Origin of the sequence: Kitasatospora purpeofusca, from assembly GCF_034043715.1 — a bacterium.
Taxonomy (GTDB): Bacteria; Actinomycetota; Actinomycetes; order Streptomycetales; family Streptomycetaceae; genus Kitasatospora; species Kitasatospora purpeofusca_A.
On record NZ_JAXCLC010000055.1, the window covers coordinates 12,336 to 39,235 of the forward strand.

The 26,900-nt window shown below is 73.4% G+C and carries 27 protein-coding genes; 6 read left to right on the top strand and 21 right to left on the bottom strand.

From position 1 onward, the window contains the following. Window positions 1-23: 23 nt before the first annotated feature. The 4 genes from SM793_RS25360 to SM793_RS25375 form a co-directional block, all read right to left on the bottom strand. The gene (locus tag SM793_RS25360; RefSeq protein ID WP_320440608.1) at window positions 24-1,151 is read right to left on the bottom strand and encodes a GuaB3 family IMP dehydrogenase-related protein; all 1,128 of its coding nucleotides are present in this window, start codon (window positions 1,149-1,151) and stop codon (window positions 24-26) included. Between the two features lie 182 nt (window positions 1,152-1,333). Beyond that, window positions 1,334-2,851: an IMP dehydrogenase gene (guaB, locus tag SM793_RS25365; protein ID WP_320440609.1), complete on the bottom strand. Its 1,518-nt coding sequence runs from the start codon at window positions 2,849-2,851 to the stop codon at window positions 1,334-1,336. 425 nt (window positions 2,852-3,276) lie between these two features. Then, window positions 3,277-3,945: an RNA polymerase sigma factor ShbA gene (gene shbA / locus SM793_RS25370; RefSeq protein ID WP_320440610.1), complete on the bottom strand. Its 669-nt coding sequence runs from the start codon at window positions 3,943-3,945 to the stop codon at window positions 3,277-3,279. 317 nt (window positions 3,946-4,262) lie between these two features. Next, complete coding sequence (locus tag SM793_RS25375; protein ID WP_014136228.1) at window positions 4,263-4,874, bottom strand: response regulator transcription factor; 612 nt, start codon at window positions 4,872-4,874, stop codon at window positions 4,263-4,265. Between the two features lie 571 nt (window positions 4,875-5,445). On the opposite strand from SM793_RS25375, the gene SM793_RS25380 reads away from it, so the two are divergent. Next, a complete protein-coding gene (locus SM793_RS25380; protein ID WP_320440611.1) occupies window positions 5,446-5,772 on the top strand; it encodes a WhiB family transcriptional regulator in 327 nt (108 codons plus the stop codon). Window positions 5,773-5,975: 203 nt separating this feature from the next. Here SM793_RS25380 and SM793_RS25385 read toward each other — a convergent pair whose 3' ends face one another. The 3 genes from SM793_RS25385 to groES all read right to left on the bottom strand — a co-directional run bounded on the left by SM793_RS25385 (window position 5,976) and on the right by groES (window position 9,198). Next, window positions 5,976-6,980, bottom strand: a complete 1,005-nt coding sequence (locus tag SM793_RS25385; protein WP_320440612.1) for a LysR substrate-binding domain-containing protein — start codon at window positions 6,978-6,980, stop codon at window positions 5,976-5,978. Between the two features lie 170 nt (window positions 6,981-7,150). Next, window positions 7,151-8,779, bottom strand: a complete 1,629-nt coding sequence (gene groL, locus SM793_RS25390; RefSeq protein WP_320440613.1) for a chaperonin GroEL — start codon at window positions 8,777-8,779, stop codon at window positions 7,151-7,153. A 113-nt stretch (window positions 8,780-8,892) separates the two neighbouring features. Then, entirely contained in the window at window positions 8,893-9,198 is a 306-nt protein-coding gene (groES, locus tag SM793_RS25395; RefSeq protein ID WP_014136232.1) for a co-chaperone GroES, read from the bottom strand. Window positions 9,199-9,465: 267 nt separating this feature from the next. Between groES and SM793_RS25400 the strand changes: the two genes are divergently transcribed. After that, on the top strand, window positions 9,466-10,674 hold the full coding sequence (locus SM793_RS25400; protein WP_413816033.1) for a THUMP-like domain-containing protein: 1,209 nt from the start codon (window positions 9,466-9,468) through the stop codon (window positions 10,672-10,674). Here the strand turns inward: SM793_RS25400 and SM793_RS25405 are convergent. Continuing rightward, entirely contained in the window at window positions 10,650-11,240 is a 591-nt protein-coding gene (locus tag SM793_RS25405; RefSeq protein WP_320440615.1) for a polysaccharide deacetylase family protein, read from the bottom strand. The genes SM793_RS25400 and SM793_RS25405 overlap by 25 nt on opposite strands. Here SM793_RS25405 and SM793_RS25410 point away from each other — a divergent pair. Then, window positions 11,209-11,631 (top strand): hypothetical protein, encoded by a 423-nt coding sequence (locus SM793_RS25410; protein WP_320440616.1) that lies wholly within the window; start codon window positions 11,209-11,211, stop codon window positions 11,629-11,631. The genes SM793_RS25405 and SM793_RS25410 overlap by 32 nt on opposite strands. Window positions 11,632-11,687: 56 nt before the next feature. Here SM793_RS25410 and SM793_RS25415 read toward each other — a convergent pair whose 3' ends face one another. From SM793_RS25415 to tsaB, 4 genes are all read right to left on the bottom strand, one after another. After that, window positions 11,688-11,954, bottom strand: a complete 267-nt coding sequence (locus SM793_RS25415) for a hypothetical protein (RefSeq protein ID WP_320440617.1) — start codon at window positions 11,952-11,954, stop codon at window positions 11,688-11,690. Between the two features lie 11 nt (window positions 11,955-11,965). After that, window positions 11,966-13,057: a tRNA (adenosine(37)-N6)-threonylcarbamoyltransferase complex transferase subunit TsaD gene (gene tsaD / locus SM793_RS25420; protein ID WP_320440618.1), complete on the bottom strand. Its 1,092-nt coding sequence runs from the start codon at window positions 13,055-13,057 to the stop codon at window positions 11,966-11,968. Next, the gene (rimI, locus tag SM793_RS25425; RefSeq protein WP_320440641.1) at window positions 13,050-13,619 is read right to left on the bottom strand and encodes a ribosomal protein S18-alanine N-acetyltransferase; all 570 of its coding nucleotides are present in this window, start codon (window positions 13,617-13,619) and stop codon (window positions 13,050-13,052) included. Before rimI ends, tsaD begins: the two co-directional genes overlap by 8 nt. A gap of 98 nt (window positions 13,620-13,717) precedes the next feature. Then, window positions 13,718-14,374 (bottom strand): tRNA (adenosine(37)-N6)-threonylcarbamoyltransferase complex dimerization subunit type 1 TsaB, encoded by a 657-nt coding sequence (tsaB, locus tag SM793_RS25430; protein WP_320440619.1) that lies wholly within the window; start codon window positions 14,372-14,374, stop codon window positions 13,718-13,720. A 185-nt stretch (window positions 14,375-14,559) separates the two neighbouring features. Here tsaB and SM793_RS25435 point away from each other — a divergent pair, with 185 nt between their 5' ends. Next, window positions 14,560-15,177 carry a hypothetical protein gene (locus SM793_RS25435; protein WP_320440642.1) on the top strand — a complete coding sequence of 206 codons (618 nt, stop codon included), beginning with the start codon at window positions 14,560-14,562 and terminating at the stop codon, window positions 15,175-15,177. A gap of 16 nt (window positions 15,178-15,193) precedes the next feature. Here the strand turns inward: SM793_RS25435 and SM793_RS25440 are convergent, their stop codons facing one another. From SM793_RS25440 to SM793_RS25460, 5 genes are all read right to left on the bottom strand, one after another. Continuing rightward, the gene (locus SM793_RS25440; protein WP_320440620.1) at window positions 15,194-15,430 is read right to left on the bottom strand and encodes a hypothetical protein; all 237 of its coding nucleotides are present in this window, start codon (window positions 15,428-15,430) and stop codon (window positions 15,194-15,196) included. 163 nt (window positions 15,431-15,593) lie between these two features. Further along, on the bottom strand, window positions 15,594-16,091 hold the full coding sequence (tsaE, locus tag SM793_RS25445; protein WP_045937797.1) for a tRNA (adenosine(37)-N6)-threonylcarbamoyltransferase complex ATPase subunit type 1 TsaE: 498 nt from the start codon (window positions 16,089-16,091) through the stop codon (window positions 15,594-15,596). A 151-nt stretch (window positions 16,092-16,242) separates the two neighbouring features. Continuing rightward, window positions 16,243-17,472 carry an alpha/beta hydrolase gene (locus SM793_RS25450; protein WP_320440621.1) on the bottom strand — a complete coding sequence of 410 codons (1,230 nt, stop codon included), beginning with the start codon at window positions 17,470-17,472 and terminating at the stop codon, window positions 16,243-16,245. Further along, window positions 17,469-18,641 carry an alanine racemase gene (gene alr / locus SM793_RS25455; RefSeq protein ID WP_320440643.1) on the bottom strand — a complete coding sequence of 391 codons (1,173 nt, stop codon included), beginning with the start codon at window positions 18,639-18,641 and terminating at the stop codon, window positions 17,469-17,471. The genes SM793_RS25450 and alr overlap by 4 nt, the downstream gene beginning before the upstream one ends. Before the next feature lie 143 nt (window positions 18,642-18,784). Next, window positions 18,785-20,362, bottom strand: a complete 1,578-nt coding sequence (locus tag SM793_RS25460; RefSeq protein ID WP_320440622.1) for an NAD(P)H-hydrate epimerase — start codon at window positions 20,360-20,362, stop codon at window positions 18,785-18,787. Window positions 20,363-20,539: 177 nt separating this feature from the next. On the opposite strand from SM793_RS25460, the gene SM793_RS25465 reads away from it, so the two are divergent. Next, window positions 20,540-21,097, top strand: a complete 558-nt coding sequence (locus SM793_RS25465) for a Uma2 family endonuclease (RefSeq protein WP_320440623.1) — start codon at window positions 20,540-20,542, stop codon at window positions 21,095-21,097. 42 nt (window positions 21,098-21,139) lie between these two features. Here the strand turns inward: SM793_RS25465 and glmS are convergent, their stop codons facing one another. Further along, window positions 21,140-22,996 (bottom strand): glutamine--fructose-6-phosphate transaminase (isomerizing), encoded by a 1,857-nt coding sequence (gene glmS, locus SM793_RS25470; protein WP_320440624.1) that lies wholly within the window; start codon window positions 22,994-22,996, stop codon window positions 21,140-21,142. Between the two features lie 99 nt (window positions 22,997-23,095). Between glmS and coaA the strand changes: the two genes are divergently transcribed. Then, window positions 23,096-24,091, top strand: coding sequence for a type I pantothenate kinase (gene coaA / locus SM793_RS25475; protein WP_320440625.1), 996 nt, complete (start codon window positions 23,096-23,098; stop codon window positions 24,089-24,091). 62 nt (window positions 24,092-24,153) lie between these two features. Here coaA and glmM read toward each other — a convergent pair whose 3' ends face one another. From glmM to rplM, 3 genes are all read right to left on the bottom strand, one after another. Continuing rightward, window positions 24,154-25,518: a phosphoglucosamine mutase gene (gene glmM, locus SM793_RS25480; RefSeq protein WP_320440626.1), complete on the bottom strand. Its 1,365-nt coding sequence runs from the start codon at window positions 25,516-25,518 to the stop codon at window positions 24,154-24,156. A 171-nt stretch (window positions 25,519-25,689) separates the two neighbouring features. After that, complete coding sequence (gene rpsI, locus SM793_RS25485) at window positions 25,690-26,193, bottom strand: 30S ribosomal protein S9 (protein ID WP_093861727.1); 504 nt, start codon at window positions 26,191-26,193, stop codon at window positions 25,690-25,692. A gap of 46 nt (window positions 26,194-26,239) precedes the next feature. After that, window positions 26,240-26,683 carry a 50S ribosomal protein L13 gene (rplM, locus tag SM793_RS25490; protein WP_030393317.1) on the bottom strand — a complete coding sequence of 148 codons (444 nt, stop codon included), beginning with the start codon at window positions 26,681-26,683 and terminating at the stop codon, window positions 26,240-26,242. Window positions 26,684-26,900: the final 217 nt, after the last annotated feature.

Here is a 26,900-nt window from a genome sequence, read left to right on the forward strand (position 1 = left end):
GGCCTCGGGCGGGAGCGGTCGGCTCAGCGGTGGTGGAGCGCCGGGTTGACGGTCACCTCGACCCGCTGGAACTCCTTGAGCTCGGTGTACCCGGTGGTCGCCATCGCCCGGCGCAGGGCGCCGAACAGGTTCATGGTGCCGTCCGGGGTGTGCGACGGACCGGTGAGGATCTCCTCGGTGGTGCCGACGGTGCCGAGGTCGACCCGCTTGCCGCGCGGCAGCTCCTCGTGCACGGCCTCCATGCCCCAGTGGTAGCCCTTGCCGGGCGCGTCGCTGGCCCGGGCCAGCGCGGCACCGATCATCACCGCGTCGGCGCCGCAGGCGACCGCCTTCGGGATGTCGCCGCTGTAGCCGACGCCGCCGTCCGCGATGACGTGCACGTAGCGGCCGCCGGACTCGTCCATGTAGTCGCGGCGGGCGGCGGCCACGTCGGCGACGGCGGTGGCCATCGGCACCTGGATGCCCAGCACGTTGCGGGTGGTGTGCGCGGCGCCGCCGCCGAAGCCCACCAGCACGCCGGCCGCGCCGGTGCGCATCAGGTGCAGCGCGGCGGTGTAGGTGGCGCAGCCGCCGACGATGACCGGGACGTCCAGCTCGTAGATGAACTGCTTCAGGTTGAGCGGCTCGGCGGCACCGGAGACGTGCTCGGCCGAGACGGTGGTGCCGCGGATGACGAAGACGTCGACCCCGGCGTCCACGACGGCCTTGGAGAACTCGGCGGTGCGCTGCGGCGAGAGCGCGGCGGCGGTGACCACACCCGAGTCGCGGACCTCCTGGATCCGGTGCTTGATCAGCTCGGCCTTGATCGGCTCCGAGTAGATCTCCTGCAGACGGCGGGTGGCGGCGGCCTCGTCGGTGATCGCGGCGATCTCGTCGAGCAGCGGCTGCGGGTCCTCGTAGCGGGTCCACAGGCCCTCGAGGTTCAGCACGCCCAGGCCGCCGAGCCGGCCGATCTCGATGGCCTGCCGCGGGGAGACCACGCTGTCCATGGGCGCGGCCAGGAGCGGCAGCTCGAAACGGTAGGCGTCGATCTGCCACGCGATCGAGACCTCCTTCGGGTCGCGCGTACGGCGACTGGGGACGACGGCGATGTCGTCGAAGGCGTACGCCCGGCGGCCGCGCTTGCCACGCCCGATCTCGATCTCAGTCACTTCGAGCCCTTCTGCTGGTATTGCTCATGCCGGCCGGGTCACCCCGGCCGCCCCCCAGTATCCCGTACCCCCCGACGGCCGCACGGCGCCGCCCCGCTGCCCGGACCGGCCTCGGACCGGCGCCCGGACAGGCCGGAGGGCCCGCCACCGGTCGGTGACGGGCCCTCCGGACCAGGGTGTGATCAGCCGCGGCTGGTGTAGTTCGGCGCCTCGACGGTCATCTGGATGTCGTGCGGGTGGCTCTCCTTGAGACCCGCCGAGGTGATCCGGACGAACCGGCCCTTGCTCTCCATCTCGGCGACGGTGGCGGCACCCACGTAGCCCATGGTCTGGCGCAGGCCGCCGATCAGCTGGTACAGCACGGCGGACAGCGGGCCGCGGTAGGGGACCTGGCCCTCGATGCCCTCGGCGATCAGCTTCTCGTCGGAGGTGACCTCGCCCTGGAAGTAGCGGTCCTTGGAGAAGGACCGCGCCTGGCCGCGGGTCTGCATGGCGCCCAGCGAGCCCATGCCGCGGTAGGACTTGAACTGCTTGCCGTTGATGAACAGCAGCTCGCCCGGGGACTCCTCGCAGCCGGCCAGCAGCGAGCCGAGCATCACGGTGTCGGCACCGGCGGCGAGCGCCTTGCCGATGTCGCCGGAGTACTGCAGGCCGCCGTCGCCGATGACCGGCACGCCGGCCGCCTGGCAGGCGAGGGCCGCCTCGTAGATCGCGGTGACCTGCGGGACGCCGATGCCGGCGACCACGCGGGTGGTGCAGATGGAGCCCGGGCCGACCCCGACCTTGACACCGTCCACACCGGCGTCGATCAGCGCCTGGGCGCCGTCACGGGTGGCGACGTTGCCGCCGACCACGTCGACCCCGACGGACGACTTGATCTTGGCGATCCAGGACAGCGCGTTGTGGCTGTGGCCGTGCGAGGTGTCCACGACCAGGAAGTCCACGCCCGCCTGGACCAGGGCCTGGGCCCGGTCGAAGGCTTCGGCGCTGGCGCCGACGGCGGCGCCGACCAGCAGCCGGCCCTCGGCGTCCTTGGCGGCGTTCGGGTACTGCTCGGCCTTGACGAAGTCCTTGACGGTGATGAGGCCCTTGATCCGGCCCTCGTCGTCGACCAGCGGCAGCTTCTCGATCTTGTGCCGGCGGAGCAGCGCGATCGCGTCGACGCCGGAGATCCCGACCTTGCCGGTGATCAGCGGCATCGGGGTCATGATCTCGCGGACCCGGCGGCTGCGGTCCGACTCGAAGGCCATGTCGCGGTTGGTGACGATGCCGAGCAGCTTGCCGCCCTCGTCGGCGATCGGCACGCCGGAGATGCGGAACTTCGCGCACAGCGCGTCGGCCTCGGCCAGCGTGGTGTCCGGGCCGACCGTGATCGGGTCGGTGACCATGCCGGACTCGGAGCGCTTCACCAGGTCGACCTGGTTGGCCTGGTCCTCGACCGACAGGTTGCGGTGCAGGACGCCGACGCCGCCCTGACGGGCCATCGCGATCGCCATCCGCGACTCGGTGACCTTGTCCATCGCGGCCGAGAGCAGCGGGATGTTCACCCGCACGTTGCGGGAGACCCGCGAGGAGGTGTCGACCTGGTTCGGCAGCACCTCGGACGCCCCCGGCAGCAGCAGGACGTCGTCGTACGTGAGCCCGAGCATCGCGAACTTCTCGGGTACGCCTGCGGCGTTGACGCCGTCGTTGATTGGCATTTCGGGGGTACCTTCCGTGGCCGGCCTAATCCGCTCGCGCCCTGAGGGTGGGGGCGCAGTCATCAGCTCACTCGGACCGCCGAAAGTCCGGTGTCCATTGGAGGATCCTCCAGGGGAACTCCACGCGCACCGTCGGAACTTTGGCGACCCGCCCAGACGCCGATACCCCATGGTACTGGCACCGCGAATGGGTGCTCGTGCTGCCCTTGACAACACCCGCCCACCATGGGCCATTCCGTTTGTCGCCCGCTCGCCTCCGGGGCGCTTCTGCCCGGTGCCGACGGTCGGCGCTCCGATGCCCCTTCGTTCCTCAGGGGCCTCCTCACGCTCTCCCTTTCGGCACCGGCGCGCCCCTTCGGCTCGGGGCGGGAAGCGCCGGGCTCGGGGCGCCCCTTCGGCTCGGGCGGGAAGTGCCGACGGCGCCGCTAGGAGGATTCCTCCGCCAGGGCGCGGAGGCGGCTCAGGGCGCGGTGCTGGGCGACCCGGACGGCCCCCGGCGACATGCCGAGCACCTCGCCGGTCTCCTCCGCCGAGAGTCCGGCGGCCACCCGCAGCAGCACCAGCTCGCGCTGCCGGGCCGGCAGGTTGGAGAGCAGTTCCTTGGCCCACGCGGCGTCGCTGCTGAGCAGCGCCCGCTCCTCCGGGCCGAGCGCGTCGTCCGGCACCTCCGGCAGGTCGTCCTGCGGGATCACGGCCGATCCGGGCCCGCGCATCGCGGCCCGCTGCAGGTCGGCGATCTTGTGCGCGGCGATCCCGTAGACGAAGGCCTCGAACGGGCGGCCCAGGTCCCGGTAGCGGGGCAGTGCGCAGAGCACCGCGACGCAGACCTCCTGGGCGATGTCGTCGACGTGGTGCCGGGCACCGCCGGGCAGCCGGACCAGCCGGCCGCGGCAGTAGCGCAGCGCCAGCGGGTGGACGTGGGCGAGCAGGGCGTCGATCGCCGGGCCCTCGCCGCGGACGGCGGCCGCGACCAGCGCGGCGAGCGCGCCCGGCCCGTCGGCCGGATCCGCGTACGCCGGGCCGGGCCCGGGCGCGGAGGGCTCGGCCTCCACCGGGTCCGCCTCACCGGGAGACCCGGTCACGTCGTCACGCATCGGTCCATGGTGCCTGGTCGCGCGGGAAAACGCGGCACCGCGTCCGGAGTTGTGCACCGGAACGTTATGCGGTGCCGCTCCGGTACGCACCACCGGCCCCTCCTGCACCGCACCGCCTCCCGCCCCACCGGCGCGGACGGTACCGTCCGCGGCGCCGTCCGCCGAGCCTCCTGCGGCCGCGTGGTTCGCCGCAGTCCCTGTCCGCTGGTCCCCGAGGTGCTCCACTCCTCCATGGTGCAACCTCGGGGCCGTAACGTCACACGCCTCCGCACGGACAATCGCGAGCAGCGGGCCGGAACCGGCGGCGGCGCCGGCGGTCAGCGGACCAGGCCCCACCGGAAGCCCAGGGCCACCGCGTGCGCGCGGTCCGAGGCGCCGAGCTTCTTGAACAGCCGCCGCGCATGGGTCTTGACGGTGTCCTCGGAAAGGAACAGCTCGCGGCCGATCTCGGCGTTGCTGCGGCCGTGGCTCATGCCCTCCAGCACCTGGATCTCACGCGCCGTCAGGGTCGGTGCGGCCCCCATGTCGGGGCTGCGCAGCCGGCGGGGGGCGAGCCGCCAGGTCGGGTCGGCGAGGGCCTGGGTCACGGTGGCCCGCAGTTCGGCGCGCGAGGCGTCCTTGTGCAGGTAGCCGCGGGCGCCCGCGGCGACCGCGAGGGCGACCCCGTCGAGGTCCTCGGCGACGGTGAGCATGATGATCCGGGCACCGGGGTCGGCGGACAGCAGCCGCCGGACCGTCTCCACCCCGCCGAGGCCGGGCATCCGGACGTCCATCAGGACGAGATCGGAGCGGTCGGCCACCCAGCGGCGGAGGACCTCCTCCCCGTTCGTCGCGGTGGTGACCCGATCGACACCGGGTACGGTCGCGACCGCGCGGCGAAGCGCCTCGCGGGCGAGCGGGGAATCGTCGCAAACGAGAACGGAAGTCATGACTGTCGTCCTCCGCAGCTGATCCGCGTCACGTTGAGCCTCCTGGCTGGTACGAACCTCTCCGACACGGCCCGCCGGCGTCGGACTCCGTGCTGATCGCCCAGGTTCCCCGCGATCGTTCCCGACGTCCGGCGTCCGCTAACCGCCTCCGCACTTCCAACGACCGTCACTCGAATGAGTTACGGCCTTAAGGGCCATCTCCACCACTGTACGTGGCCAACCCGTTACCGATCAGCCGCATCGCGGTGCACACGCCGCACTTTTCCGCAGCTCGCGCGCGGTCGGCGTACCACCCGCACACCCGCGCGGCGCTCCGCGCGCCGGTCGGCCACCCGATTGCCACGCTTGCGCCGGGCGACTGTCGGCCCGACAGTCATGCCCACTTTGCCCGCTTTTAGAGCTTTTGTATGGTCATTGACTGTTGTGCCACTCTGTGGGTGACTTGTCCATGTAGTTGCCGTAAGTCATATTTCCAGGTGTCCACACCGCGCCGGACGCCCCGCCGAGCCGACTCCAGCGCGACCCCGCTGGTGACCGGCCCGCGGTCGACGACCTCTGAAGGGAATGAGCCATGGCAGATTTCTCCCGCCTCCCCGGCCCCAACGCGGATCTCTGGGACTGGCAGCTCTCCGCAGCCTGCCGCGGCGTGGACAGCTCCCTCTTCTTCCACCCCGAGGGAGAGCGCGGCGCCGCCCGCAGTTCACGCGAAGCCAGCGCCAAGGAGGTCTGCACGCGCTGCCCGGTCCGCACCCAGTGCGCCGCGCACGCGCTGGCGGTCCGCGAGCCGTACGGCGTGTGGGGAGGTCTCACCGAGGACGAACGCGAGGAGCTGATGGGCCGCTCGCGCCACCGTCTCGTGGAGGTGCCGCTGGTCGCTCCGGGCGTGTCCCAGCAGTAGGCGGCCGGTTCCGCGCCGGCGTGGAGAAACGTTTCTCCAGCGGTCCGCGCCGGCCTTCCGCGCCCCCACCGCGATCCCTGCGACCCTGCGACCCGCGACCCCTCCGACCCCCTCCGGGTGCCCCCGTCCGGAGCCCGGCCCCGCCGGCCGGGTCCCGCCCGGCGGCCCGCTCCTCCGGCGGCCGGGCGGGCGGGGCGGCGGCGTCAGCGGCCGGCGGCCGCCCCGGACAGCCGCTCCAGCATCAGCGCCACCGCCGGCACCCCGGCGAGGTCCGGCAGGGTCAGCGCGACCACCTGCCGTACCGCCGACGCCCCCGAAGCGGCGTGCACCGCCACCGTCGCCACCCCGTCCGGGCGCACCGTCTCCAGCGCCAGACCGGGCAGCACCGCCACCCCCAGCCCGGCCGCCACCAGCCCGACCACCGCCGGGTAGTCGTCGGTGGCGAAGTCGATCCGCGGCTCGAAGCCGGCCCCCGCGCACAGCTCCACCAGGTGGCCCCGGCACTGCGGGCAGCCGGCGATCCACTGCTCCTCCGCCAGTTCGGCCAGCTGCACCGGGCCGCCGCGCCCGGCCAGCCGGTGCCCGGCGGGCAGCAGGCCGACCAGCGGGTCGTCCAGCAGCGGGGTGGCGACCAGGTCGGACCAGTCGGCGCCGGCGCTCAGCTGCTGGGCCTCCAGATTGGCCTCGGCCCGCGCCTCCCGCGGGGTGCCGTGGGCGGGCGCGGGCGCCGGCCCGGCCGCGGCACCGGGGGCCTGCGGGTAGCGGAAGGCGAGCGCGACCTCGCACTCGCCGCCGCGCAGCATCGCCAGCGACTCCGGCGGCTCCGCCTCCACCAGCGACACGCGGACCCCCGGATGGGTGCCCCGCAGCCGGGCGACGGCCGACGGCACCAGGGTCGAACTCGCGGTCGGGAAGGACACCAGCCGGACCCGGCCGGCCCGCAGCCCGGCGATCGCGGCGACCTCCTCCTCGGCGGCGGAGAGTCCGGCGAGGATTCCGGTGGCATGCTTGAGCAGCACCCGGCCGGCCTCGCTGAGCTGCATCCCGCGGCCCGAACGGACCACCAGCGGGGTGTCCACGGACTTCTCCAGGGCCTTCATCTGCTGGCTGATCGCGGGCTGGGTGCAACCCAGCTCACGAGCGGCGGCGGAGAAGGAGCCGGTGCGGGCGACGGCACGCAGGACGCGCAGATGGCGGGCCTCGATCATGCCCCCAAGATATAAGACATTCTTTGCAACAAGCAAAATTCAACTGATAGTTGAAGGATGGAACACACCGGCGCGGCCGGGCCCGGGCCCGGTCCGCGCCACAACGCCGGAGGCCCGGCCCGCCACCCCCAGCGGGGCGCGGACCGGGCCTCCGGTCAGTGCTTCGGGCCTCAGTGCGAGTGGCCGTGGCCGCCGTGGCCGTGACCGCTGTCGGCCTCCTCCTCCTTCTTCTCCACCACGAGGGTCTCGGTGGTGAGAAGCAGGGAGGCGATCGAGGCGGCGTTCTCCAGGGCGGAGCGGGTGACCTTGACCGGGTCGATGACGCCGGCCTTCACCAGGTCGCCGTACTCGCCGGTGGCGGCGTTGAAGCCCTGGCCCGCCTCCAGCTCGGCGACCTTGGAGGTGATGACGTAGCCCTCCAGGCCGGCGTTCTGGGCGATCCAGCGCAGCGGCTCGTGCAGCGCCTTGCGGACGACCGCGACACCGGTGGCCTCGTCGCCGGACAGGCCCAGGCCGCCGTCCAGCACCTTCGCGGCGTGGACCAGGGAGGCGCCACCACCGGCGACGATGCCCTCCTCGACCGCGGCACGGGTCGCCGAGATGGCGTCCTCGAGGCGGTGCTTGCGCTCCTTGAGCTCCACCTCGGTGGCGGCACCGACGCGGATGACACAGACGCCGCCGGCCAGCTTGGCCAGGCGCTCCTGCAGCTTCTCGCGGTCCCAGTCCGAGTCGGTGTTGGCGATCTCGCCCTTGATCTGGGCGACGCGGCCGGTCACGGCCTCGGAGTCGCCGCCACCGTCGACGACGATCGTCTCGTCCTTGGTGACGGTCACGCGGCGGGCCGAGCCCAGCACGTCCAGACCGGCCTGGTCGAGCTTGAGGCCGACCTCCTCGGAGATCACGGTGCCGCCGGTGAGGACGGCCAGGTCGCCGAGGATCGCCTTGCGGCGGTCGCCGAAGCCCGGGGCCTTGACGGCCACCGCGTTGAAGGTGCCGCGGATCTTGTTCACCACGAGGGTGGACAGCGCCTCGCCGTCGACGTCCTCGGCGATGATCAGCAGCGGGCGGGAGGTGCCGCCCTGCAGGATCTTCTCCAGCAGCGGGAGCAGCTCCTGGATGGAGGAGATCTTGCCCTGGTTGATCAGGATGTACGGGTCCTCGAGGACCGCCTCCTGCCGCTCCGCGTCGGTGACGAAGTACGGCGACAGGTAGCCCTTGTCGAACTGCATGCCCTCGGTGAAGTCCAGCTCCACGCCGAAGGTGTTCGACTCCTCGACGGTGATGACACCGTCCTTGCCGACCTTGTCGATCGCCTCGGCGATCAGCTCGCCGACCTGGGTGTCCTGGGCGGAGAGGCTCGCGACGGCGGCGATGTCGTCCTTGCCCTCGACCTCACGGGCGATCGACAGCAGGTGCTCGGAGACGGCGGCGACGGCCTTGTCGATGCCCTTCTTCAGGGCGGCCGGACCGGCGCCCGCGGCGACGTTGCGCAGACCCTCGTTGACCAGGGCCTGGGCCAGCACGGTGGCGGTGGTGGTGCCGTCGCCCGCGACGTCGTTGGTCTTGGTGGCGACCTCCTTGACGAGCTGCGCGCCAAGGTTCTCGTACGGGTCGTCGAGCTCGACCTCACGGGCGATGGTGACACCGTCGTTGGTGATGGTCGGGGCGCCGAACTTCTTGTCGATGACGACGTTGCGGCCCTTGGGGCCGATGGTCACCTTGACGGTGTCGGCCAGCTTGTTGACACCGCGCTCGAGCGAGCGGCGGGCGTCCTCGTCGAACTGCAGGATCTTCGGCATGTTCCCTATTCCTTCGGGGTGCGGCCGTCGCCGGCCGCTCGACTACGTGGACCAACAGCCACGCCCCGGCCCCTGTCACTAGGGACACGGATCCGGGGCGTGGCTGAACGCTTTTACTTCTCGATGATGGCGAGAACGTCGCGCGCGGAGAGCACCAGGTACTCCTCGCCCTGGTACTTCACCTCGGTGCCGCCGTACTTCGAGTACAGGACGATGTCACCCACGGCGACGTCGAGCGGCAGACGCTGGCCGTCCTCGAAGCGGCCCGGGCCGACAGCCAGGACGACGCCCTCCTGGGGCTTCTCCTTGGCGGTGTCCGGGATAACCAGGCCGGAGGCCGTGGTGGTCTCGGCGTCGAGCGGCTGGACCACAATGCGGTCCTCGAGCGGCTTGATGGCAACCTTGCTGCTGGTGGTCACGTCCGAGCTCCCCTTCGGAGATTACGGGGTTTTCTAACGGGTAGGGGCGAACTCGCGGATCTGCCGTCGCGGGGGTCAGACACGCGTTTTCGCGTTAGCACTCCCCCGGTGGTGAGTGCTAGTGATGACCATAGGCGGCCGTTAGCACTCAGTCAACCAGAGTGCCAACGCCACGCGGGCCGGTCCTGCCGGACGGCACCCGCGACCGCGTGCCGCCGCCCCCGGGGCCGGCGCTCCCGGCCCGCCGTGACCGGGGAGAATGAGCGGGTGGAGAACGACGACCTGCGGGCCCTGCTGACCGAGCGGGGCCAGGCCCTGCTCGCGGAACTGCGCGAGTTCGCGCCCGAGGAGGAGCTGGCACTGGCCACCCGGCTGCGCAAGGAGCATCCCGCCGAGCTGGTGTCGGCCGCCTTCGGGCAGGCCCGGCTGCGGCAGCGGGCCCGGGCCAAGTTCGGCGCCGACGCCGACCTCATGTACTTCACGCCCAACGGCGTCGAGCAGTCCACCCGGCGCGAGGTCGCCGAGTGGCGCGCCGAACGGTTCGCCGGACTCGGGGTGAAGCGGCTGGCCGACCTCTGCTGCGGCATCGGCGGCGACGTGCTGGCGCTGGCCCGGGCCGGGATCGAGGTGCTCGCCGTCGACCGGGACCCGGCGGCCTGTGCCGCCCTCGCCGCCAACGCGGCCGCCCTGGGCCTCGCCGACCTGGTCGAGGTGCGCTGCGCGGACGTCGCCGAGGTCGACGTCGCCGGCTACGACGCGGTCTTCACCGACCCCGCCCGGCGCACCGCGCGCGGCCGGGTCTTCGACCCCGAGGCGTACGCCCCACCGCTGTCCTGGGCGATCGAGGCCGGCCGGCGGGCCCCCGTCGGCGCGCTCAAGGTGGCGCCCGGCATCCCGCACGAGGCCGTGCCGGCCGACGCCGAGGCCGAGTGGGTCTCGGACCACGGCGACGTCAAGGAGGCGGTGCTCTGGTTCGGGACCCGGGCCGGGCACCCGCACCGCGCCACCCTGCTGCCGCAGCGGGCCGGCCTCACCGGCGGCGACCTGCCCGACCCCCCGGCCGGACCGGTCGGCCGCTACCTGTACGAGCCGGACGGCGCCGTGATCCGCGCCCATCTGGTCGCCGAGGTGGCCGGGCTGGTGAACGGGCGGCTGATCGATCCGAAGATCGCCTACCTGACCTCCGACGAACTGGTCGACACCCCGTACGCGCACGCCTTCGAGCTGACCGACGTGCTGCCGTTCCACATCAAGAAGCTCAAGGCGCTGCTGCGCGAGCGGAAGGTCGGCACCGTGGTGATCAAGAAGCGCGGGATGGCGATCACCCCGGAGGAGCTGCGCCGGCAGCTGCGGCCCACCGGTCCGAACGCCGTCACGGTGGTCCTCAGCCGCACCGACAACGGCCCGCTGATGATGCTCGGCCACCCCGTCACGGGGCCGGCCGCGGCCGTTCAGGCGGCCGGCGCCCCGATGTAGTCCTCCAGCCGGGCCACCGCGAAGCCCTGCTCCTGGATCCGGGCCAGCAGCTCGCCGAACATCTGCGTCATCGTCTCGCCCTTGAGGTCCTTCGGGCCCCGGAAGTGGGCGAGCACGATGTCGCCGGGCCGCAGCTTCTTGTCCGCGGCCTGGTACTGCATGTCGTGGATCTGCATCGACTCGCGCCACAGCACGACCGCCCGCGGCCCGCACTGCTGCACCGAGGTGTTGAGCGCCGGCGTGTTGGCACCGTCCCCGTACGGCGGGCGGAACAGCAGCGGCGGGGTGCCGTACTGCTGGGTGAGCGCGGCCTGGGCGTCGCAGATCTCGGACTTCTGCTTCTCCGGCGGCACCTTGCTCAGCTGGGCGTGGTCCACGGTGTGGTTGTGGACGTGGTTGCCGAGCGCCTGGAGGCGCTTGAAGTAGCCGTAGTCGTCCTTGACGATGTCGCGGGTCAGGAACATCGACACCGGCACCTTGAGGTCGGTCAGCATCTCGACGAACTTCGGGTCCTTCTCGGCACCGTCGTCGATGGTGACGAAGACGACCTTGTCGGACGTCTTCACCTCGCTGAACACCGGTACGGGCCCGGTCCGCGCGAGCTTCACCGGCTTGTCGGCGGGTGCGGGCGGCGCCGGCGGCAGCGGCGTGAGGTGCCACTTCGCCCAGGCGGCCGCGTCACCGGCGGCCGGGCCGCCCCCGGTCGGGGACGCGGTCGGCGACGGGGCCGCGGACACCGGCGGCGACGGGGCGGCCGTCGCCGGGGATCCGCTCGCCGGGGATCCGCTCGCCGGGACCAGCGCGGCCGAGGCCGCGGCGCTGCCGCCGCCGCTCGCGCACCCGGTCGCGGCGGCCAGCAGGGCCAGCGCCCCCGCCGCGTACGCCGTCCTCCTGCTCCGTACCTGCCTGTTCACCGCGCCGTGCTCCCCGCTCCCGTTCAGCGACCTCGATCGCTAGCACGGTAACGGCCAGACGTTCGGTTCCCGATCGGGCGTGCGAACGGCTACCGCGGACTACTCCACATGCTCGCTGGTGAAGGACCAGCGGTGCACCGGACGGCCCAGCAGGGCGGCGGGCGGCTCCGGCACCGGGACCGGCTCGCCGGACCACCAGGTGATCAGCAGCACCCGGTCCCCGGGGGCGGCGAGCAGCTCCGTCCTGAGCAGCCCGGCCGAGCCCCGCAGCACGGGCAGCGCCGTCTCCCGGACCCAGCCGGAGAGCTCGGCGCCCCGGCCGTCGGCCGCCCTGGCCTCCCACATCGCCGCGGTGGTGGCACTCACGGCGGTGGCGCTCACCGCTGCTGCCCGGTCAGGGCCTGGTATGCCTGCCCGTGGAAGTCGGTGTGCGGCACATGGACCTCGGTGACCGGCAGCGAGGAGTCCGCCGACAGGTCGAGCGAGGACGGCGCGCGGTCCCGCCAGACCATCTCGCTGCCGAGCGCGGCGACCATCGCGCCGTTGTCGGTGCACAGGCCCGGACGCGGCACCCGCAGCCGGATGCCGGCGCGGTCGCAGCGCTGCTGGGCCATCTCGCGGAGCCGGGAGTTGGCCGCGACACCGCCGCCGATCATCAGGTGGTCGACTCCGTTGTCCTTGCAGGCCTTGACGGCCTTGCGGGTGAGCACATCGGTGACCGCCTCCTGGAAGGACGCCGCGACGTCCGCGATCGGCACCTCCTCGCCGGCCCGGCGCTTCGCCTCCACCCAGCGGGCGACGGCGGTCTTCAGGCCGGAGAAGGAGAAGTCGTACTCCGGGTCCTTGGGGCCGGTGAGCCCGCGCGGGAAGGCGATCGCCTTCGGGTCGCCCTCGCGGGCGGTGCGGTCCACCACCGGGCCGCCTGGGAAGCCCAGCCCGAGCACCCGGGCCACCTTGTCGAAGGCCTCGCCGGCCGCGTCGTCGATGGTCGCGCCGAGCGGGCGGACGTCGGTGGTGATGTCCTCGCTGAGCAGCAGCGAGGAGTGCCCGCCGGAGACCAGCAGGGCCATCGTCGGAGAGGGCAGGCGGCCGTGCTCCAGCTGGTCCACGCAGATGTGCGAGGCGAGGTGGTTGACCCCGTACAGCGGCTTGTCGAGGGCCCAGGCGTAGGCCTTGGCGGCGCTCACGCCGACCAGCAGCGCGCCGGCCAGCCCGGGCCCGGCGGTGACCGCGATGCCGTCCAGGTCGCTCGCCTTGACGCCCGCGGTGTCGAGGGCGCGCTGGATGGTCGGGACCATCGCCTCCAGGTGCGCGCGGCTGGCGATCTCGGGGACGACCCCGCCGAAGCGGGCGTGGTCGTTGACGCTGGAGGCCACCGCGTCGGCCAGCAGGGTGGTGCCGCGCACGATGCCGACGCCGGTCTCGTCGCAGGAGGTCTCGATGCCGAGGACGAGCGGTTCGTCAGCCATGGTGGGTGTCCTTCTTCACATCCGGTCGCGGGTGGTCCGCGGGTTCGTCGAGGTCTTCGGGGGCCGCGGCGGCGGCGTGGTGGTCGGCGGTGTCGGCGGGGACGGCGGTGTCCGCGGGGGCGGCCGCGAGGTCGAGCCGCATCACCAGCGCGTCGATGCCGGCCGGCTGGTAGTAGCCGCGCCGGATGCCGACCGGCTCGAAACCGAAGCGCTCGTAGAGCCGCTGCGCGCGGGTGTTGTCCACCCGCACCTCCAGCAGCAGGTCCGCGCAGCCGCGCCGGGCGGCCTCCCGGACCAGGTCGGTGAGCAGCGCCGCGCCCAGCCCGGTGCCCTGGTGGCGCCCGTGGACCGCGATGGTCTGCACATCGCCGTCGCCGCCCACCGCCATCAGTCCGGCGTAGCCGACGACCGCGCCGTCCGGGGTGACGGCGACGGTGTAGTGCCGGGTGCCGCCGGGGTGGGCCTCGGCCAGCTCGGACCAGAACATGCCGGCGGACCAGGCGTCCTCCGGGAACAGCTCCAGCTCCAGCGCCAGCACCGGGGCGATGTGCCACCAGCGCATCGGGCGCAGACGGGCGGCGGGGGTCCGGCCGGCCGGACCGGTGGTGCCGGTGCCGGTGGTGCCGGTACCGGTGCCGGTGCCGGTGGTACTCGGGCCGGTCACGCCGGGAGCACCGCCTTGTAGCCGGCCGGCACCTGGGCGTCCGGGCGGCGCAGGTAGAGCGGGGCGTTGGGCAGCAGGGCCCGGCCGGCGGCCAGCTCGGCGACGGCGAACGCGGCGAGCGCGCCGGCCGAGACGTGCTCGGGGCCCCGCGCGCCCGGGAAGGCGTCCGGGTAGAGCAGCGCACCGGCGCCGACCGACCGCTCCGGGCTGGTCAGCTCGCCCGGACGGTCCACCGACGGCCCCTCGGTCCGCCGGCCCCCGGCGTCGTACGCGGCCCAGTAGACCTCCTTGCGGCGGGCGTCGGTGGCCACCGTGAACGCCTCGCCGGCGAGGCCCCCGGCGCGGGCCGCGTGGGCGATCGCGTCCAGCGTGCAGACGCCGTGCACCGGCAGGCCGAGCGCGTGGCCCAGGGCGGCGGCGGTCACCAGGCCGACCCGCAGGCCGGTGTACGGGCCGGGGCCCACACCCACCGCGATGTCGGTCAGCCGGTGCCGGTCGACACCGGCCTCCCGGAGCACCCGGTCGATCGCGGGGATCAGGAGTTCGCCGTGGCGCCTGGCGTCGACCTGGTCGGTCTCGGCGAGGACGGCCGTGCCGTCGTGGACGGCGGCGGTGACGGCAGGGGTAGCGGTGTCGAACGCGAGCAGCAGCACGGGTCAAGGTTAGACCGGTCGACCGGTGCCCGGTCCGGGCCGGCCCCGGTCCGCGCGTGCTCCGCCCGATCGAAAACCGGACCGGACCCGGAACACACGTCCGACACGATGCGGACCGGACGGGCGAACCTGGCACGATGGGGCCGACGGTTTTGGGACGGCGGTGGGAGCGGCACGTGGCGAAGATGGGTCCTGGAGTGGTGGTCACCGGGCTGACCCTGGGGGCCCTGGCGGTGGTGAGCCTGCTGGCCTTCCAGGCCAACGGCGCGCAGGACCGCGCGGTCGCCGCGAACCCGGCCACGAGCACGGCCCCCACCTCCGGCGGACCGGCCTCCTCGGCCCCCCCGACCGCCACGCCGACGCCGACCGCCCCGACCCTGCCCACCGCGGGCACCGGCACCGGGCTGCGGGTCGTCTACTCGGTCAGCACCCACTACGTCTGGCTGATCGACCCGAAGAAGACCCCGCAGGTGGTGGCCACCTTCCCGGTGACCCCGGGCACCGTCGAGCCGGCCCCCGGCAGCTACCCCGTCTACAGCCGGACGCCTTCCGGGACCGGCACCGACGGCAAGCAGATCGAGCACGTGGTGCGCTTCGCGCAGCAGAACGGCGTGGTGTTCGGCTTCGGCGCAGCCGTCGACGGCGCCACCGGCGCTCCGCCCGCCTCCCCGGCGCCCACCGCGGCGGCGTCCTCCCCGGCCGCCTCGGCGGCCAAGACCGGCGGCATCCGCAGCAGCCGCGCGGACGGCCAGCTGCTCTGGGACTTCGCGCCCAAGGACACCAAGGTCGTCGTGATCCCCTGACCGGGGACGACAGGTGTCAGGCGGCGCGGCGGGTCTCGTGCGCGCCGCCGCTCGACGGCGACGGTCCGGGCGTCCCGGGGGCCTCGGCCCGCGCGGGGGCGGCCGGGCGCCGTTCGGGCGGGGTGGAGACCGCCTCGGCCGCCGCACAGGCGGCCAGCAGGGCCCGCATGGGCTCCCCCGCAGCACGGCGGGCGGGCTCCTCGGCCCCGGTCCCGCGCGGTGCGCGCTCCGGGGCGGGCGTGGTGCTCGGCATGGCGCCTCCTAGTTAGGCAGACCTAACCTCAACGACCATCCCACCACGCCCGGGACCTCGATCGCAACATCTTCCCGACACCCTGTCGGTAAACGTGACGCTGCGGAAGCGCCCCGGCAACCCCGTCCGGGGCACTCAGGCCGGAGCGGTCAGGCCGGAGCGGTCAGGCCAGCGCGGTCAGGTCCGTGCCGTCCCAGCGGGTGCCGATGCCGGTCAGCTCCACCCGGCGCGGGTCCAGGTCGTCCCCGGCCGCCTCGGCGCCGATCGCGCGTCCGATCCGGACCTCCAGACGGTTCTCCGAGAGCCGTTCGACCTTGCCCTCGCCCCACTCGACCACCACCACCGACTCGGGCAGCGAGACATCGAGGTCGAGGTCCTCCATCTCGTCGAGGTCACCGCCCAGCCGGTACGCGTCGACGTGCACCAGCGCCGGGCCGCCCACCAGCGAGGGGTGCACCCGGGCGATCACGAAGGTCGGGGAGGTCACCGCCCCGCGCACCTGGAGCCCCTCGCCGAGGCCCCGGGTCAGCGTGGTCTTGCCCGCACCCAGCTCACCGGAGAGCAGCACGAGGTCCCCCGGCCGCAGGAGCGCGGCCAGCTCCCGGCCGAGCCGGCCCATCCGGTCGGGGGTGGCGACGGTGAGAGAGGCGTGGGAGCCCATGCGCGAATCAAGCCCTTCGGTCCGTACGGCGGCGCACCGGTCCTCGGGCGCCCCCGCTACCGTGCCACATCCCCGGCACCGCCCGCGCCGGGCCCGCACCGGTCCGCCGGTCCGCACCGCCTTGCGCCGGTCCAGGCCGGTCCAGGCCGCTTTACGCCGGTTCGCCGACCTGGGGCGGCAGCGGGGCCGCGCCGCGGAAGCGGGCGGCCCGGTCGAACAGCTCGGCCAGGTGGTGGTCGACCACGTCGGGACGCTCCAGCATCACCAGGTGCCCGGCATCCGGGACCAGGACCAGCTGGGCCCCCGGCAGCAGCTCGGCCATCGCCTCGCCGTGGCCGGGCGGGGTGAGGAGGTCCTTGGTGCCGGTCAGCACGAGGGTGGGGATGCCGCGCAGCGCGGCCAGTGCCTCGGTCTTCTCGTGCGCCGAGAACACCGGGTAGAACTCGGCCACCACGTCGATCGGGGTGGCGTCCAGCATCTGCTCGGCGAACCGGACCACGCCCGGGTCGACGTCCTTCGCCCCGAAGGAGTACCGCCGGTAGAAGACGGCGCTGACGTCCGCGCCGAGCCGGCGGGTCGCCTCCACCAGGTCCACCTGGCGTCCGAGCAGCTTCATCATGCCCGGCGCGACCCTGCGGAACAGCTTGGCCCCGGCGACGGGCAGCCCGAAGGTGACGGCGTCCCAGTTCCCCGCCAGGGTGCCGATCAGCGCGACCCCGGCGACCCGCTCCCGGAACAGCTCGGGGTGCTGGTCGGCCAGCGCCATCATCGTCATGCCGCCCATCGAGTGGCCGACCAGGACCAGCGGGCCGGTCGGCGCGACGGCGTCGATCACGGCCTTGAGGTCGCCGCCCAGCTGGTCGATTCCGGCGGGTTCGCCGGCCAGGAAGGAGCGGGAGCGCTCGGAGCGGCCGTGGCTGCGCTGGTCCCACAGCACCAGCCGGACGCCGGACCGGAAGGCGGCGCGCTGGAAGTGCCAGCTGTCCTGGTTGAGGCAGTAGCCGTGGCAGAAGACCACGGTCAGCGGCTCGGCGGCGCCGTCCCGCTCCCCCTCCGGGCGGTCGGGACCCTCCGGGGTGCCGAGGCCGTCCAGCTCGACGTACAGCTCGGTGCCGTCGGCGGCGGCCACCGTGCGGGGGCGGCCGCGCAGCGAGCCGTACGGGGCGTTGGCGTCCAGCTCGGCGCGGGCCCGGCGGCGCGTGCTCCGGCCGACCGTCAGCCGGTCGATCGCCACCCCGGCGGCGGCGCCGGCCGCGAGCACGCCGACCGAGATGCCGATCAGACCGGCCCGGCTCACCCCGGTGGCCGCCTCGGCCGCCTTGACGGCCCGGGCCGCCCGGCCCACCGTCGCGACCGGATCGGTGTCGCTCGGCCCGCTCATCCGAGCAGGCCCTCGTCCAGGCCGCCGACGTAGCGGCGCGGCACCCGGGAGCCGATCCGGGTCACGATCTCGTAGGAGATGGTGCCGCAGGCGCGGCCCCAGTCCTCGGCGGTCGGCTCGCCCCGGTCCCCGCTGCCGAAGACCAGCACCTCGTCGCCGATCGGCGGGGTGTCGCCGCCGAGGTCCACCACGAACTGGTCCATCGCCACCCGGCCCGCCACCGTGCGCCACTTGCCGTCGACCTGCACCGGGCCGATGCCGCTGGCATGCCGCGGGATGCCGTCGCCGTAGCCGACCGGGACCAGGCCCAGCGTGGTCGGACCCGGGGTGGTGTAGTGGTGGCCGTAGCTGACCCCGTGGCCGCCGGGCACGTGCTTGACCAGGGCCAGCCGGGCGGTCAGCGACATCACCGGGCGCAGGCCGAAGTCGGACGGCGAGCCCACCTCGGGGACCGGCGACAGCCCGTACATGGCGAGGCCGGTACGGACCATGTCGAAGTGCGACTGCGGCAGCAGCAGGGCGGCCGGCGAGTTGGCCAGGTGGCGCACCTCGGGGCGCAGCCCGGCCGCCTCGGCGGAGGCCAGGGCCAGCCGGAAGGCGTCCAGCTGCGCCTGGATCGAGGGATGGCCGGGCTCGTCGGCGGCGGCGAAGTGCGACCAGACCCCGACCACGGTCAGCAGGCCGTCCAGCTCGGCGCGGCGGGCGGCGGCGACCAGCTCGGGCCAGTCGTGCGGCTGGCAGCCGTTGCGGCCGAGGCCGGTGTCGGCCTTGAGGTGGACCCGGGCCGGGATGCCGGTGGCGCGGACGGCGGCGAGCAGCTCGGTGAGCGCCCACTCGCCGCTGATCGAGATGTCGAGGTCCGCGAAGAGCGCCTCCCGCCAGGGGCCGCCGGGGGTCCACAGCCAGCAGAGGATCCGCGCCTGCTCGGGGCCCACGCCGCCGGCGCGCAGGGCGAGCGCCTCCTCCGGCGTCGCGGTGCCCAGCCAGCCGACTCCCGCGGCGACCGCCTCCCGGGCACAGCGCAGCGCGCCGTGGCCGTAGGCGTCCGCCTTGACCGCGGCCATCACCATGGCCCCGCCGACGCGCTCACGCAGTGCGTCGAGGTTGCCGCGCAGGGCGGCGAGATCGATGGCCGCCTCGGCCCGTACGCCTTCGGTGAGGCCGGCCATCACGGTCGTCTTCGCAGTTGTCATCAGGGTCAGTCTCCCAGACGTCCCGAGGTCCTCGCCGAACGGCCCTTCGGCTCGCCGCCCCGGGCCGCCCGCGCCCAGGACCCCCCGCGGCCCGCCACCCCCTTCCGGACGCCCACGAATCAGGCGCCGGTTCCACCCGGCGTCCGGGGACGCGGTGCCGGGGCCGCCCCGGCGCGGACGTCGTTCCAGACCGCCGGGAGCGCCGCCGCCACCTCCGACGCGGTGACGGGGGCGCCGGGGACGGCGGCGGTGCGCCGGGCGGCGAGTCCGTGCAGGTAGGCCGCCACCGCGGCGGCGTCCGGCGCGGACAGGCCGGCGGCGAGCAGTGAGCCGGCGAGCCCGGCCAGCACGTCCCCGCTGCCGGCCGTGGCCAGCCACGCGGTCCCGGTCGGGTTCACCCGCACGGCGCCATGGGGGTACCCCCGGCCGGAGGCCGGGGGAGAATCGGCGACCACGGTGGTCGAGCCCTTCAGCAGCACCGTCGCCCGGTACACCGCGGCGAGCCGGCGCGCGGTGGCCAGCCGGGCGGCCGCCAGCTCCTCGGCGGCGGGCGGGCGGGCCTGCTCCGAACGGGTGCCGCCGTCGCCCCCGGCCCCGGCCCCGGCGAGCAGCCGGGCCGCCTCCCCCGTGTGCGGGGTGAGCAGCGTCGGCGCCGTCCGCCCGGCGAGCGCGCCGGGGCCGAGCCGGGCCAGCTCGGTCAGCCCGTCCGCGTCGACCAGCACCGGGACGTCGGCCGCCAGCGCCTCGGCGAGCGCCCGTCCGGCGCCCTCGCCGCCGCCCGGTCCGACCACCCAGGCCTGCACCCGGCCGGCCCCGGCCGGACCGCCCTCGGTGACCAGCGTCTCCGGGAAGCGCCGCACCACCTCCTCGGCCGCCGTCCCCGCGTACCGGACCGCGCCCGCGCCGCCGTGCAGCGCGCCGGCGACCGCGAGCAGCGCCGCCCCCGGGTACCGCGCCGAACCGGCGGCGACCCCGACCACGCCGCGCCGGTACTTGTCGCTCTCCGCGCCCGGCACCGGCAGCAGGGCGGCCACGTCGGCGTGCTGGAGCGCCGTCACCCCGGCCGGCGGCAGCTCGAGTCCGATCCCCACCAGTTGCACCGCTCCGGCGTACGAGGCGCCCGGGTCGATCAGCAGCCCGGGCTTGTAGGTGCCGAAGCAGACCGTGACGTCCGCCCGCAGCGCCGCCCCCGCGACCTCGCCGCTGTCGGCGTCCACCCCGCTGGGCACGTCGACGGCGACCACCAGGCCGGTCCGCTCGGCCCGCGCGTACGGCTCGGCCTCCGGCCGCAGTCCGCCCCGGCCGCCGATGCCGACGATGCCGTCCAGCACCAGGTCCGCACTCGAGAAGTCGGCCAGACCGGCCTCCTGCTCCACCACCACCCGCCCGTGCGCCGCCCGCAGCGCCGCCAGCCCGCCGCCGTGCGCCCGCCCGGGGGCGAGCAGCACCGCCGTCACCCGTGCCCCGCGCCCGGCCAGCTCCGCACCGGCGTACAGGGCGTCACCCCCGTTGTCGCCGCTGCCGGCCAGCACCACCACCCGGCTGCCGTAGACCCGGCCGCGCCGGCGGGTCAGCAGCCGGGCGCAGGTCACGGCGAGCCCGGTGGCGGCCCGCCGCATCAGCGTGCCCTCCGGGAGCCGGGCCATCAGCTCCGCCTCGGCGGCGCGGACCTGGTCGACGCGGTGGGCACAACGCATGGCGGGCTCTCCCCCGGACTCGGCGGCAACTCCCGCCGACGCTACGCGAAGGAGTTCCCGACGGCGCCCCCGGCCGTGCGGCACACTTTCGAGTGACACCAACTTCGATTCCCCACCGGCCCCGGTCCGTGTCCCTAGCGTGTCGCTCGGTACGGACCAGCAGGAGGGAGAAGGGCCATGGTCGCCATGCCGGCAGTCGAGCACCCGCTGGGCGAGGACGACATCCTCCGGGCATTCCTGGAGCTGGACACTCCGCCCGGCTTCAAGGCCGAGCTCATCGAAGGGGAGATCACTGTGACGCCACCGCCGGACGGTGACCACGAGGATGCGATCGCGCGGTTCGCGCGGGCCGTCGCGCGGGAGGCGGCCGAGGAGCTCTATGTCAGCGGCGGCAAGGGGCTGATCACACCGAAGGGCCGGTTCATCCCCGATGCCACGGTTGCTCCCGTCGGCCACTTCCGGGCCCAGGAGTCGTGGTCGTCCGCCGTGGGGGTGGAGTTGGTCCTCGAAGTCACCTCGACCAATCCCGTGAAGGACCGGGAGTCCAAGCGCCTGGGCTATGCCGCCGCAGGCGTGCCGTGCTATCTCCTCATCGACCGTGGGGAAGGGAAGGTGACGCTGTTCACGGACCCCAAGGACGGCGACTACACCAGCCTCCACGAAACCGACTTCGGCCGCCGGATCAAGCTGCCCGCCCCGTTCTCGTTCACGCTCGACACAGGGCCCCTGCGGTAGGACGCAGCCACCGCAGGGGCCCCGGGACGGAGCGGGGTCGGACTACTCGACGGTGACCGACTTCGCCAGGTTGCGCGGCTGGTCGACCTCGTGGCCCTTGGCCGTGGCCAGCTCGCAGGCGAAGACCTGCAGCGGCACGGTGGCGACCAGCGGCTGGAGCAGCACCGGCGTGACCGGGATGCGGATCAGGTGGTCCGCGTACGGGACGACCGCCTCGTCGCCCTCCTCCGCGATCACGATGGTCCGCGCACCGCGGGCCCGGATCTCCTGGATGTTGGAGACGATCTTGTCGTGCAGGATCGACCGGCCGCGCGGCGACGGCACGACGACCACCACCGGCAGACCCTCCTCGATCAGCGCGATCGGGCCGTGCTTCAGCTCGCCGGCGGCGAAGCCCTCGGCGTGCATGTACGCCAGCTCCTTGAGCTTGAGCGCGCCCTCCAGGGCCACCGGGAAGCCCACGTGCCGGCCGAGGAACAGCACCGACTTGGCGTCGGCGAGGGAGCGGGCCAGCTCGCGCACCGGCTCCATGGTCTCCAGGACCTGCTCGACCTGCTTCGGCGCGTCGCCGAGCTCCTTGATGACGGCGAGGATCTCGTCGCCCCACTTGGTGCCGCGCACCTGGCCCAGGTACAGCGCGACCAGGTAGCAGGCGACCAGCTGGGTCAGGAACGCCTTGGTCGAGGCGACCGCCACCTCGGGGCCGGCGTGGGTGTACAGCACCGCGTCCGACTCGCGCGGGATGGTCGAGCCGTTGGTGTTGCAGATCGCCAGCACCTTGGCGCCCTGCTCGCGCGCGTGGCGCAGCGCCATCAGGGTGTCCATCGTCTCGCCGGACTGCGAGATGGCGATGACCAGCGTGCCCGGGCCCATGATCGGGTCGCGGTAGCGGAACTCGGAGGCGACCTCGACCTCGCACGGGATCCGGGTCCAGTGCTCGATCGCGTACTTGGCGATCATGCCCGCGTGGAAGGCGGTGCCGCAGGCGACGATGACGACCTTGTCGACCGCGCGCAGGTCGGCGTCCGACATCCGCAGCTCGTCGAGGGTGAGCCGGCCGTCGGTGCCGATCCGGCCGAGGAGGGTGTCGGCGACGGCCTTCGGCTGCTCGGCGATCTCCTTGAGCATGAAGTAGTCGTAGCCGCCCTTCTCGGCGGCCGAGGCGTCCCAGTCGACGTGGTACTCGCGCACGTCGGCCGGGGTGCCGTCGAAGTTGGTCACCGTGACGCCCTCGCGGCGCAGCTCGACGACCTGGTCCTGGCCCAGCTCGATCGCCTCGCGGGTGTGCGCGATGAACGCGGACACGTCGGAGGCGAGGAAGTTCTCGCCCTCGCCGCGCCCGACCACCAGCGGCGAGTTGCGACGGGCGCCGACCACCACGTCGGGGGCGTCGGCGTGCACGGCGACGAGGGTGAAGGCGCCCTCCAGCCGGCGGCAGGCGGCGCGCATGGCCTCCGCGAGGTCGCCCTCGTACAGCTCGCCGAGCAGGTGCGCGACGACCTCGGTGTCCGTCTCCGAGCGCAGCGTGTGGCCGCGCTCGGCCAGCTCGGCCCGGAGCTGGGCGAAGTTCTCGATGATGCCGTTGTGGACCACGGCGACCTTGGCCGCGTCGTCCAGGTGGGGGTGGGCGTTGGCGTCCGTCGGGCCGCCGTGGGTGGCCCAACGGGTGTGGCCGATGCCGGTGGTGCCGCCGGGAAGAGGGGTCTCGGCGAGCGACTTCTCCAGGTTCGCGAGCTTGCCGGCCCGCTTGTCGGTGGTGAGGCTCCACTGCCCGTCGGAGCCCTGCACCTGCACCGCGACACCGGCGGAGTCGTAACCCCGGTACTCGAGTCGCTGCAGGCCTGCGATTACAACGTCAAGGGCGGGCTGGGAGCCCACGTATCCAACAATTCCGCACATGCGTGCCAGCATAAGGGCGCTCCGGACGCCCCATTCGCAAGGTCCCGCCACAGGCCGTGACCGACACCACAGCCGCCGCGAACGGCGCTACGGCCCACAATGGAGCATGTGCTGACCGAACTCTGTACGCGGGGCGACACCACGCCCGGCCCCTCGCCGTCGCCCTACGTGGACCTCAGCCGGGCCGAGTGGAGCGCGCTGCGCGAGCGTACGCCGCTGCCACTGACCGCGGAGGAGGTGGAACGGCTGCGCGGTCTCGGCACCGCGCTGGACCTCGACGAGGTCCGGGACGTCTATCTGCCGCTGTCCCGGCTGCTGAACCTCTACATCCACGCCACGCACGACCTGCGCGGCGCGCTGGGCACCTTCCTGGACACCCCGGACACCGAGCGCACCCGCACCCCGTTCATCATCGGCGTGGCCGGCTCGGTCGCGGTCGGCAAGTCCACCACCGCCCGACTGCTCCAGGCGTTGCTGGCCCGTTGGCCGGAGCACCCCCGGGTCGAGCTGGTCACCACCGACGGCTTCCTGCTGCCCAACGCCGAGCTGCGCCGGCGCGGCCTGATGGCCCGCAAGGGCTTCCCGGAGTCGTACGACCGCCGGGCGCTGACGCGCTTCGTCGCGGATGTGAAGGCCGGCAAGGAGCGGGTCACCGCCCCGGTCTACTCGCACCTCGTGTACGACATCGTGCCGGACCAGCGGCTCACCGTGGAGCGTCCGGACATCCTCATCGTCGAGGGCCTGAACGTGCTCCAGCCGGCCCTGCCCGGCAGCGACGGCCGCACCCGGCTCGCGGTGGCCGACTACTTCGACTTCTCCATCTACGTCGACGCCCGCACCGACGACATCGAGAGCTGGTACCTGGACCGGTTCCGCAAGCTGCGGCAGACCGCCTTCCAGGACCCGAGCTCCTACTTCCGCCGCTTCACCGAGGTGCCGGAGGAGGAGGCGATGGAGTACGGCCGCCAGGTCTGGCGCACCATCAACCGTCCGAACCTGCTGGAGAACGTGCGGCCCACCCGCGGCCGGGCCACCCTGGTCCTGCAGAAGGGCTCGGACCACAAGGTCCGCCGGGCGCTGCTGCGCAAGCTCTGAGGGAACGCCGAAGGCCCCGGCCGCGGAGGATCGCGGCCGGGGCCTCCGGCGTTCCGGGGCCGTCAGCCCAGCGAGCCGCGCACCGCCTCGGCGAGCGTCTCGGCGACGGACCGCGCCTGCGCCTCGTCGGCGGCCTCGACCATCACCCGGACGAGCGGCTCGGTGCCCGACGGGCGCAGCAGCACCCGGCCGGTGGCGCCCAGCTCGGCCTCGGCCGCGGCCACCGCGGCGGCCAGCTCCTCGCTGGTCCCGACCCGGCTCTTGTCGACGCCCTTGACGTTGATCAGCACCTGCGGCAGGCGGGTCATCACGGCCGCCAGGTCCGCCAGCGGCTGCTTGGTGGCGGCCAGTCGGGCGCCGAGCATCAGGCCGGTCAGGGTCCCGTCGCCGGTGGTCGCGTGGTCCAGCAGGATGACGTGGCCGGACTGCTCGCCGCCCAGCGCGAAGCCGTGCTCCTTCATCGCCTCCAGCACGTACCGGTCGCCGACCGAGGTCTCGACCAGGTCGATGCCCTCGCGCTCCATCGCCAGCTTGAAGCCCAGGTTGGACATCACGGTGGCGACCGCGGTGTTGCCGCGCAGCGTGCCGGCCTCCTTCATCGCGACGGCCAGGATCGCGATGATCTGGTCACCGTCGACCTCGTCGCCGGCCGCGTCGGCGGCCAGGCAGCGGTCGGCGTCGCCGTCCAGGGCGATCCCGAGGTCCGCCGAGTGCTCGCGCATCACGGCGCGCAGCCGGTCCAGGTGGGTGGAGCCGACACCGTCGTTGATGTTGAGGCCGGTGGGCTCGGCGCCCAGGGTGTGCACGACCTCGGCGCCGGCCCGGGCGAAGGCCTCGGGGGCGACGTACGCGGCCGCGCCGTGCGCGCCGTCGATGACGACCCTGATGCCGTCCAGGCGGTTGGGCAGCACGCCGATGAGGTGGGCGACGTACTTGTCGAAGCCCTCGGTGTACTCGCGGACCCGGCCGACGGCAGCGCCGGTCGGACGGTTCCACTCCTCGCCGCCCGCCGCGTGCTTGTGGAAGTGGGCCTCGATGGCGTCCTCGATGCGGTCGTCCAGCTTGTGGCCGCCGCGGGCGAGGAACTTGATGCCGTTGTCCGGCATGGCGTTGTGGCTGGCGGACAGCATCACGCCGAAGTCGGCGCCGAGCGCGCCGGTGAGGTAGGCCACCGCCGGGGTGGGGAGCACTCCGACCCGCAGTACGTCGACGCCGGCGCTCGCCAGACCCGCGATGACCGCGGCCTCCAGGAACTCGCCCGAGGCGCGCGGGTCACGGCCGACGACCGCGACCGGCCGGTGGCCGTCGAAGGCCCCCGCCTCGCCGAGCACGTGCGCCGCCGCGACCGACAGGCCGAGCGCCAGCTCCGCCGTCAGCCCCTGGTTGGCCACGCCGCGCACACCGTCCGTACCGAAGAGTCGTCCCATTGTCCCGTCCTCACATCGCCGCAATGCCTTGCAGTGAATCCGATCGAATCCCCGGTCTCCGCACAATGGCCGGGGAACACGACGCCCCGGAGTACACGGGGTACTCCGGGGCGTATGGAGCGCATCCGGGGGCGTGCACCACCAGGGCGGTACGCACCCCCGGGGGCGCAATTAGCGCTTGCTGTACTGCGGCGCCTTGCGGGCCTTCTTGAGACCGGCCTTCTTGCGCTCGACGGCGCGGGCGTCACGCATCAGGAAGCCGGCCTTCTTGAGGGCGGCGCGGTTGTTGTCCACGTCGGCCTCGTTCAGGGCACGGGCGACACCGAGGCGCAGCGCGTAGGCCTGACCGGAGACGCCGCCGCCGGAGATGCGGGCGACAACGTCGTAACGGCCGTCAAGCTCGAGGAGCTTGAAGGGCTCGTTCACGGTCTGCTGGTGCACCTTGTTGGGGAAGTAGTTCTCCAGGGTGCGACCGTTGATCTTCCACTGCCCGGTGCCCGGGACGATGCGCACGCGGGCGATCGCCTCCTTGCGACGGCCGAGGCCGGCGCCGGGGACGGCCTCGCCGAAGCGGCCGGCCAGGGACTCGGAGGTGTAGTTCTCCTCGGAGGTGTACTCGCCTTCGACGACAGTCTCGTCGAACTCGACCTCAAGGGTTTCAGTGGTCTCGGCCACGGTGTTCCTCAGCTCTTTTCAGTGTTGGGGGGCTTGGTGGCCGGAGTTACTGCGCGACCTGGGTGATCTCGAACGGCACCGGCTGCTGGGCAGCGTGCGGGTGCTGGTCGCCCGAGTAGACCTTCAGCTTGGACAGCATCTGGCGGCCCAGGGTGTTCTTGGGGATCATGCCCTTGATGGCCTTCTCGACGGCCTTCTCCGGGTTGTTCGCCAGGAGGTCGTCGTAGCGGACCGAGCGGAGGCCGCCCGGGAAGCCGCTGTGGCGGTAAGCCAGCTTCTGGGTCTTCTTGTTGCCCGACAGGTGCACCTTGTCGGCGTTGATGATGATGACGAAGTCACCAGTGTCAACGTGCGGCGCGTAGATCGCCTTGTGCTTACCCCGGAGGAGGTTGGCGGCCTGGGAGGCCAGACGGCCGAGCACGACGTCGGTCGCGTCGATGACGTGCCACTGACGCTGGACGTCGCCGGGCTTGGGGCTGTACGTACGCACGGTCGTATGCCTTCGCTTTTCAGTGAGTGAGTCCTGACAGGAGTACCCGGAGGAGGGATCAGCCTGGCCGCCTTGGACGCAATTCAAGGGGGAGCCGCTGGTCGTCGACCTGGTGTCTCCGGCGTACCGACCTCTCACGTGAGATAGAGCGAGCCAATACGCACATCAAGCGCCCAGGCTACCGGGCCGAACGGGGACGGTCAAAACCCTCCCCGCC

Excerpts from the sequence above, each read along its gene's own strand:
- SM793_RS25435 (WP_320440642.1), top strand. The coding sequence starts at position 14,560 with ATGGGTCCTGGAGTGGTGGTCACCGGGCTGACCCTGGGGGCCCTGGCG.
- glmM (WP_320440626.1), bottom strand. The coding sequence starts at position 25,518 with ATGGGACGACTCTTCGGTACGGACGGTGTGCGCGGCGTGGCCAACCAG.
- SM793_RS25465 (WP_320440623.1), top strand. The coding sequence starts at position 20,540 with ATGGTCGCCATGCCGGCAGTCGAGCACCCGCTGGGCGAGGACGACATC.
- shbA (WP_320440610.1), bottom strand. The coding sequence starts at position 3,945 with ATGCGTGACGACGTGACCGGGTCTCCCGGTGAGGCGGACCCGGTGGAG.
- tsaD (WP_320440618.1), bottom strand. The coding sequence starts at position 13,057 with ATGGCTGACGAACCGCTCGTCCTCGGCATCGAGACCTCCTGCGACGAG.
- SM793_RS25440 (WP_320440620.1), bottom strand. The coding sequence starts at position 15,430 with ATGCCGAGCACCACGCCCGCCCCGGAGCGCGCACCGCGCGGGACCGGG.
- alr (WP_320440643.1), bottom strand. The coding sequence starts at position 18,641 with ATGGCCGGCCTCACCGAAGGCGTACGGGCCGAGGCGGCCATCGATCTC.
- SM793_RS25385 (WP_320440612.1), bottom strand. The coding sequence starts at position 6,980 with ATGATCGAGGCCCGCCATCTGCGCGTCCTGCGTGCCGTCGCCCGCACC.
- SM793_RS25375 (WP_014136228.1), bottom strand. The coding sequence starts at position 4,874 with ATGACTTCCGTTCTCGTTTGCGACGATTCCCCGCTCGCCCGCGAGGCG.
- tsaE (WP_045937797.1), bottom strand. The coding sequence starts at position 16,091 with ATGGGCTCCCACGCCTCTCTCACCGTCGCCACCCCCGACCGGATGGGC.
- groL (WP_320440613.1), bottom strand. The coding sequence starts at position 8,779 with ATGCCGAAGATCCTGCAGTTCGACGAGGACGCCCGCCGCTCGCTCGAG.
- rimI (WP_320440641.1), bottom strand. The coding sequence starts at position 13,619 with ATGCGCTGGTGGCACATCGCCCCGGTGCTGGCGCTGGAGCTGGAGCTG.
- SM793_RS25450 (WP_320440621.1), bottom strand. The coding sequence starts at position 17,472 with ATGAGCGGGCCGAGCGACACCGATCCGGTCGCGACGGTGGGCCGGGCG.
- guaB (WP_320440609.1), bottom strand. The coding sequence starts at position 2,851 with ATGCCAATCAACGACGGCGTCAACGCCGCAGGCGTACCCGAGAAGTTC.
- SM793_RS25380 (WP_320440611.1), top strand. The coding sequence starts at position 5,446 with ATGGCAGATTTCTCCCGCCTCCCCGGCCCCAACGCGGATCTCTGGGAC.
- SM793_RS25460 (WP_320440622.1), bottom strand. The coding sequence starts at position 20,362 with ATGCGTTGTGCCCACCGCGTCGACCAGGTCCGCGCCGCCGAGGCGGAG.
- coaA (WP_320440625.1), top strand. The coding sequence starts at position 23,096 with ATGGAGCATGTGCTGACCGAACTCTGTACGCGGGGCGACACCACGCCC.
- glmS (WP_320440624.1), bottom strand. The coding sequence starts at position 22,996 with ATGTGCGGAATTGTTGGATACGTGGGCTCCCAGCCCGCCCTTGACGTT.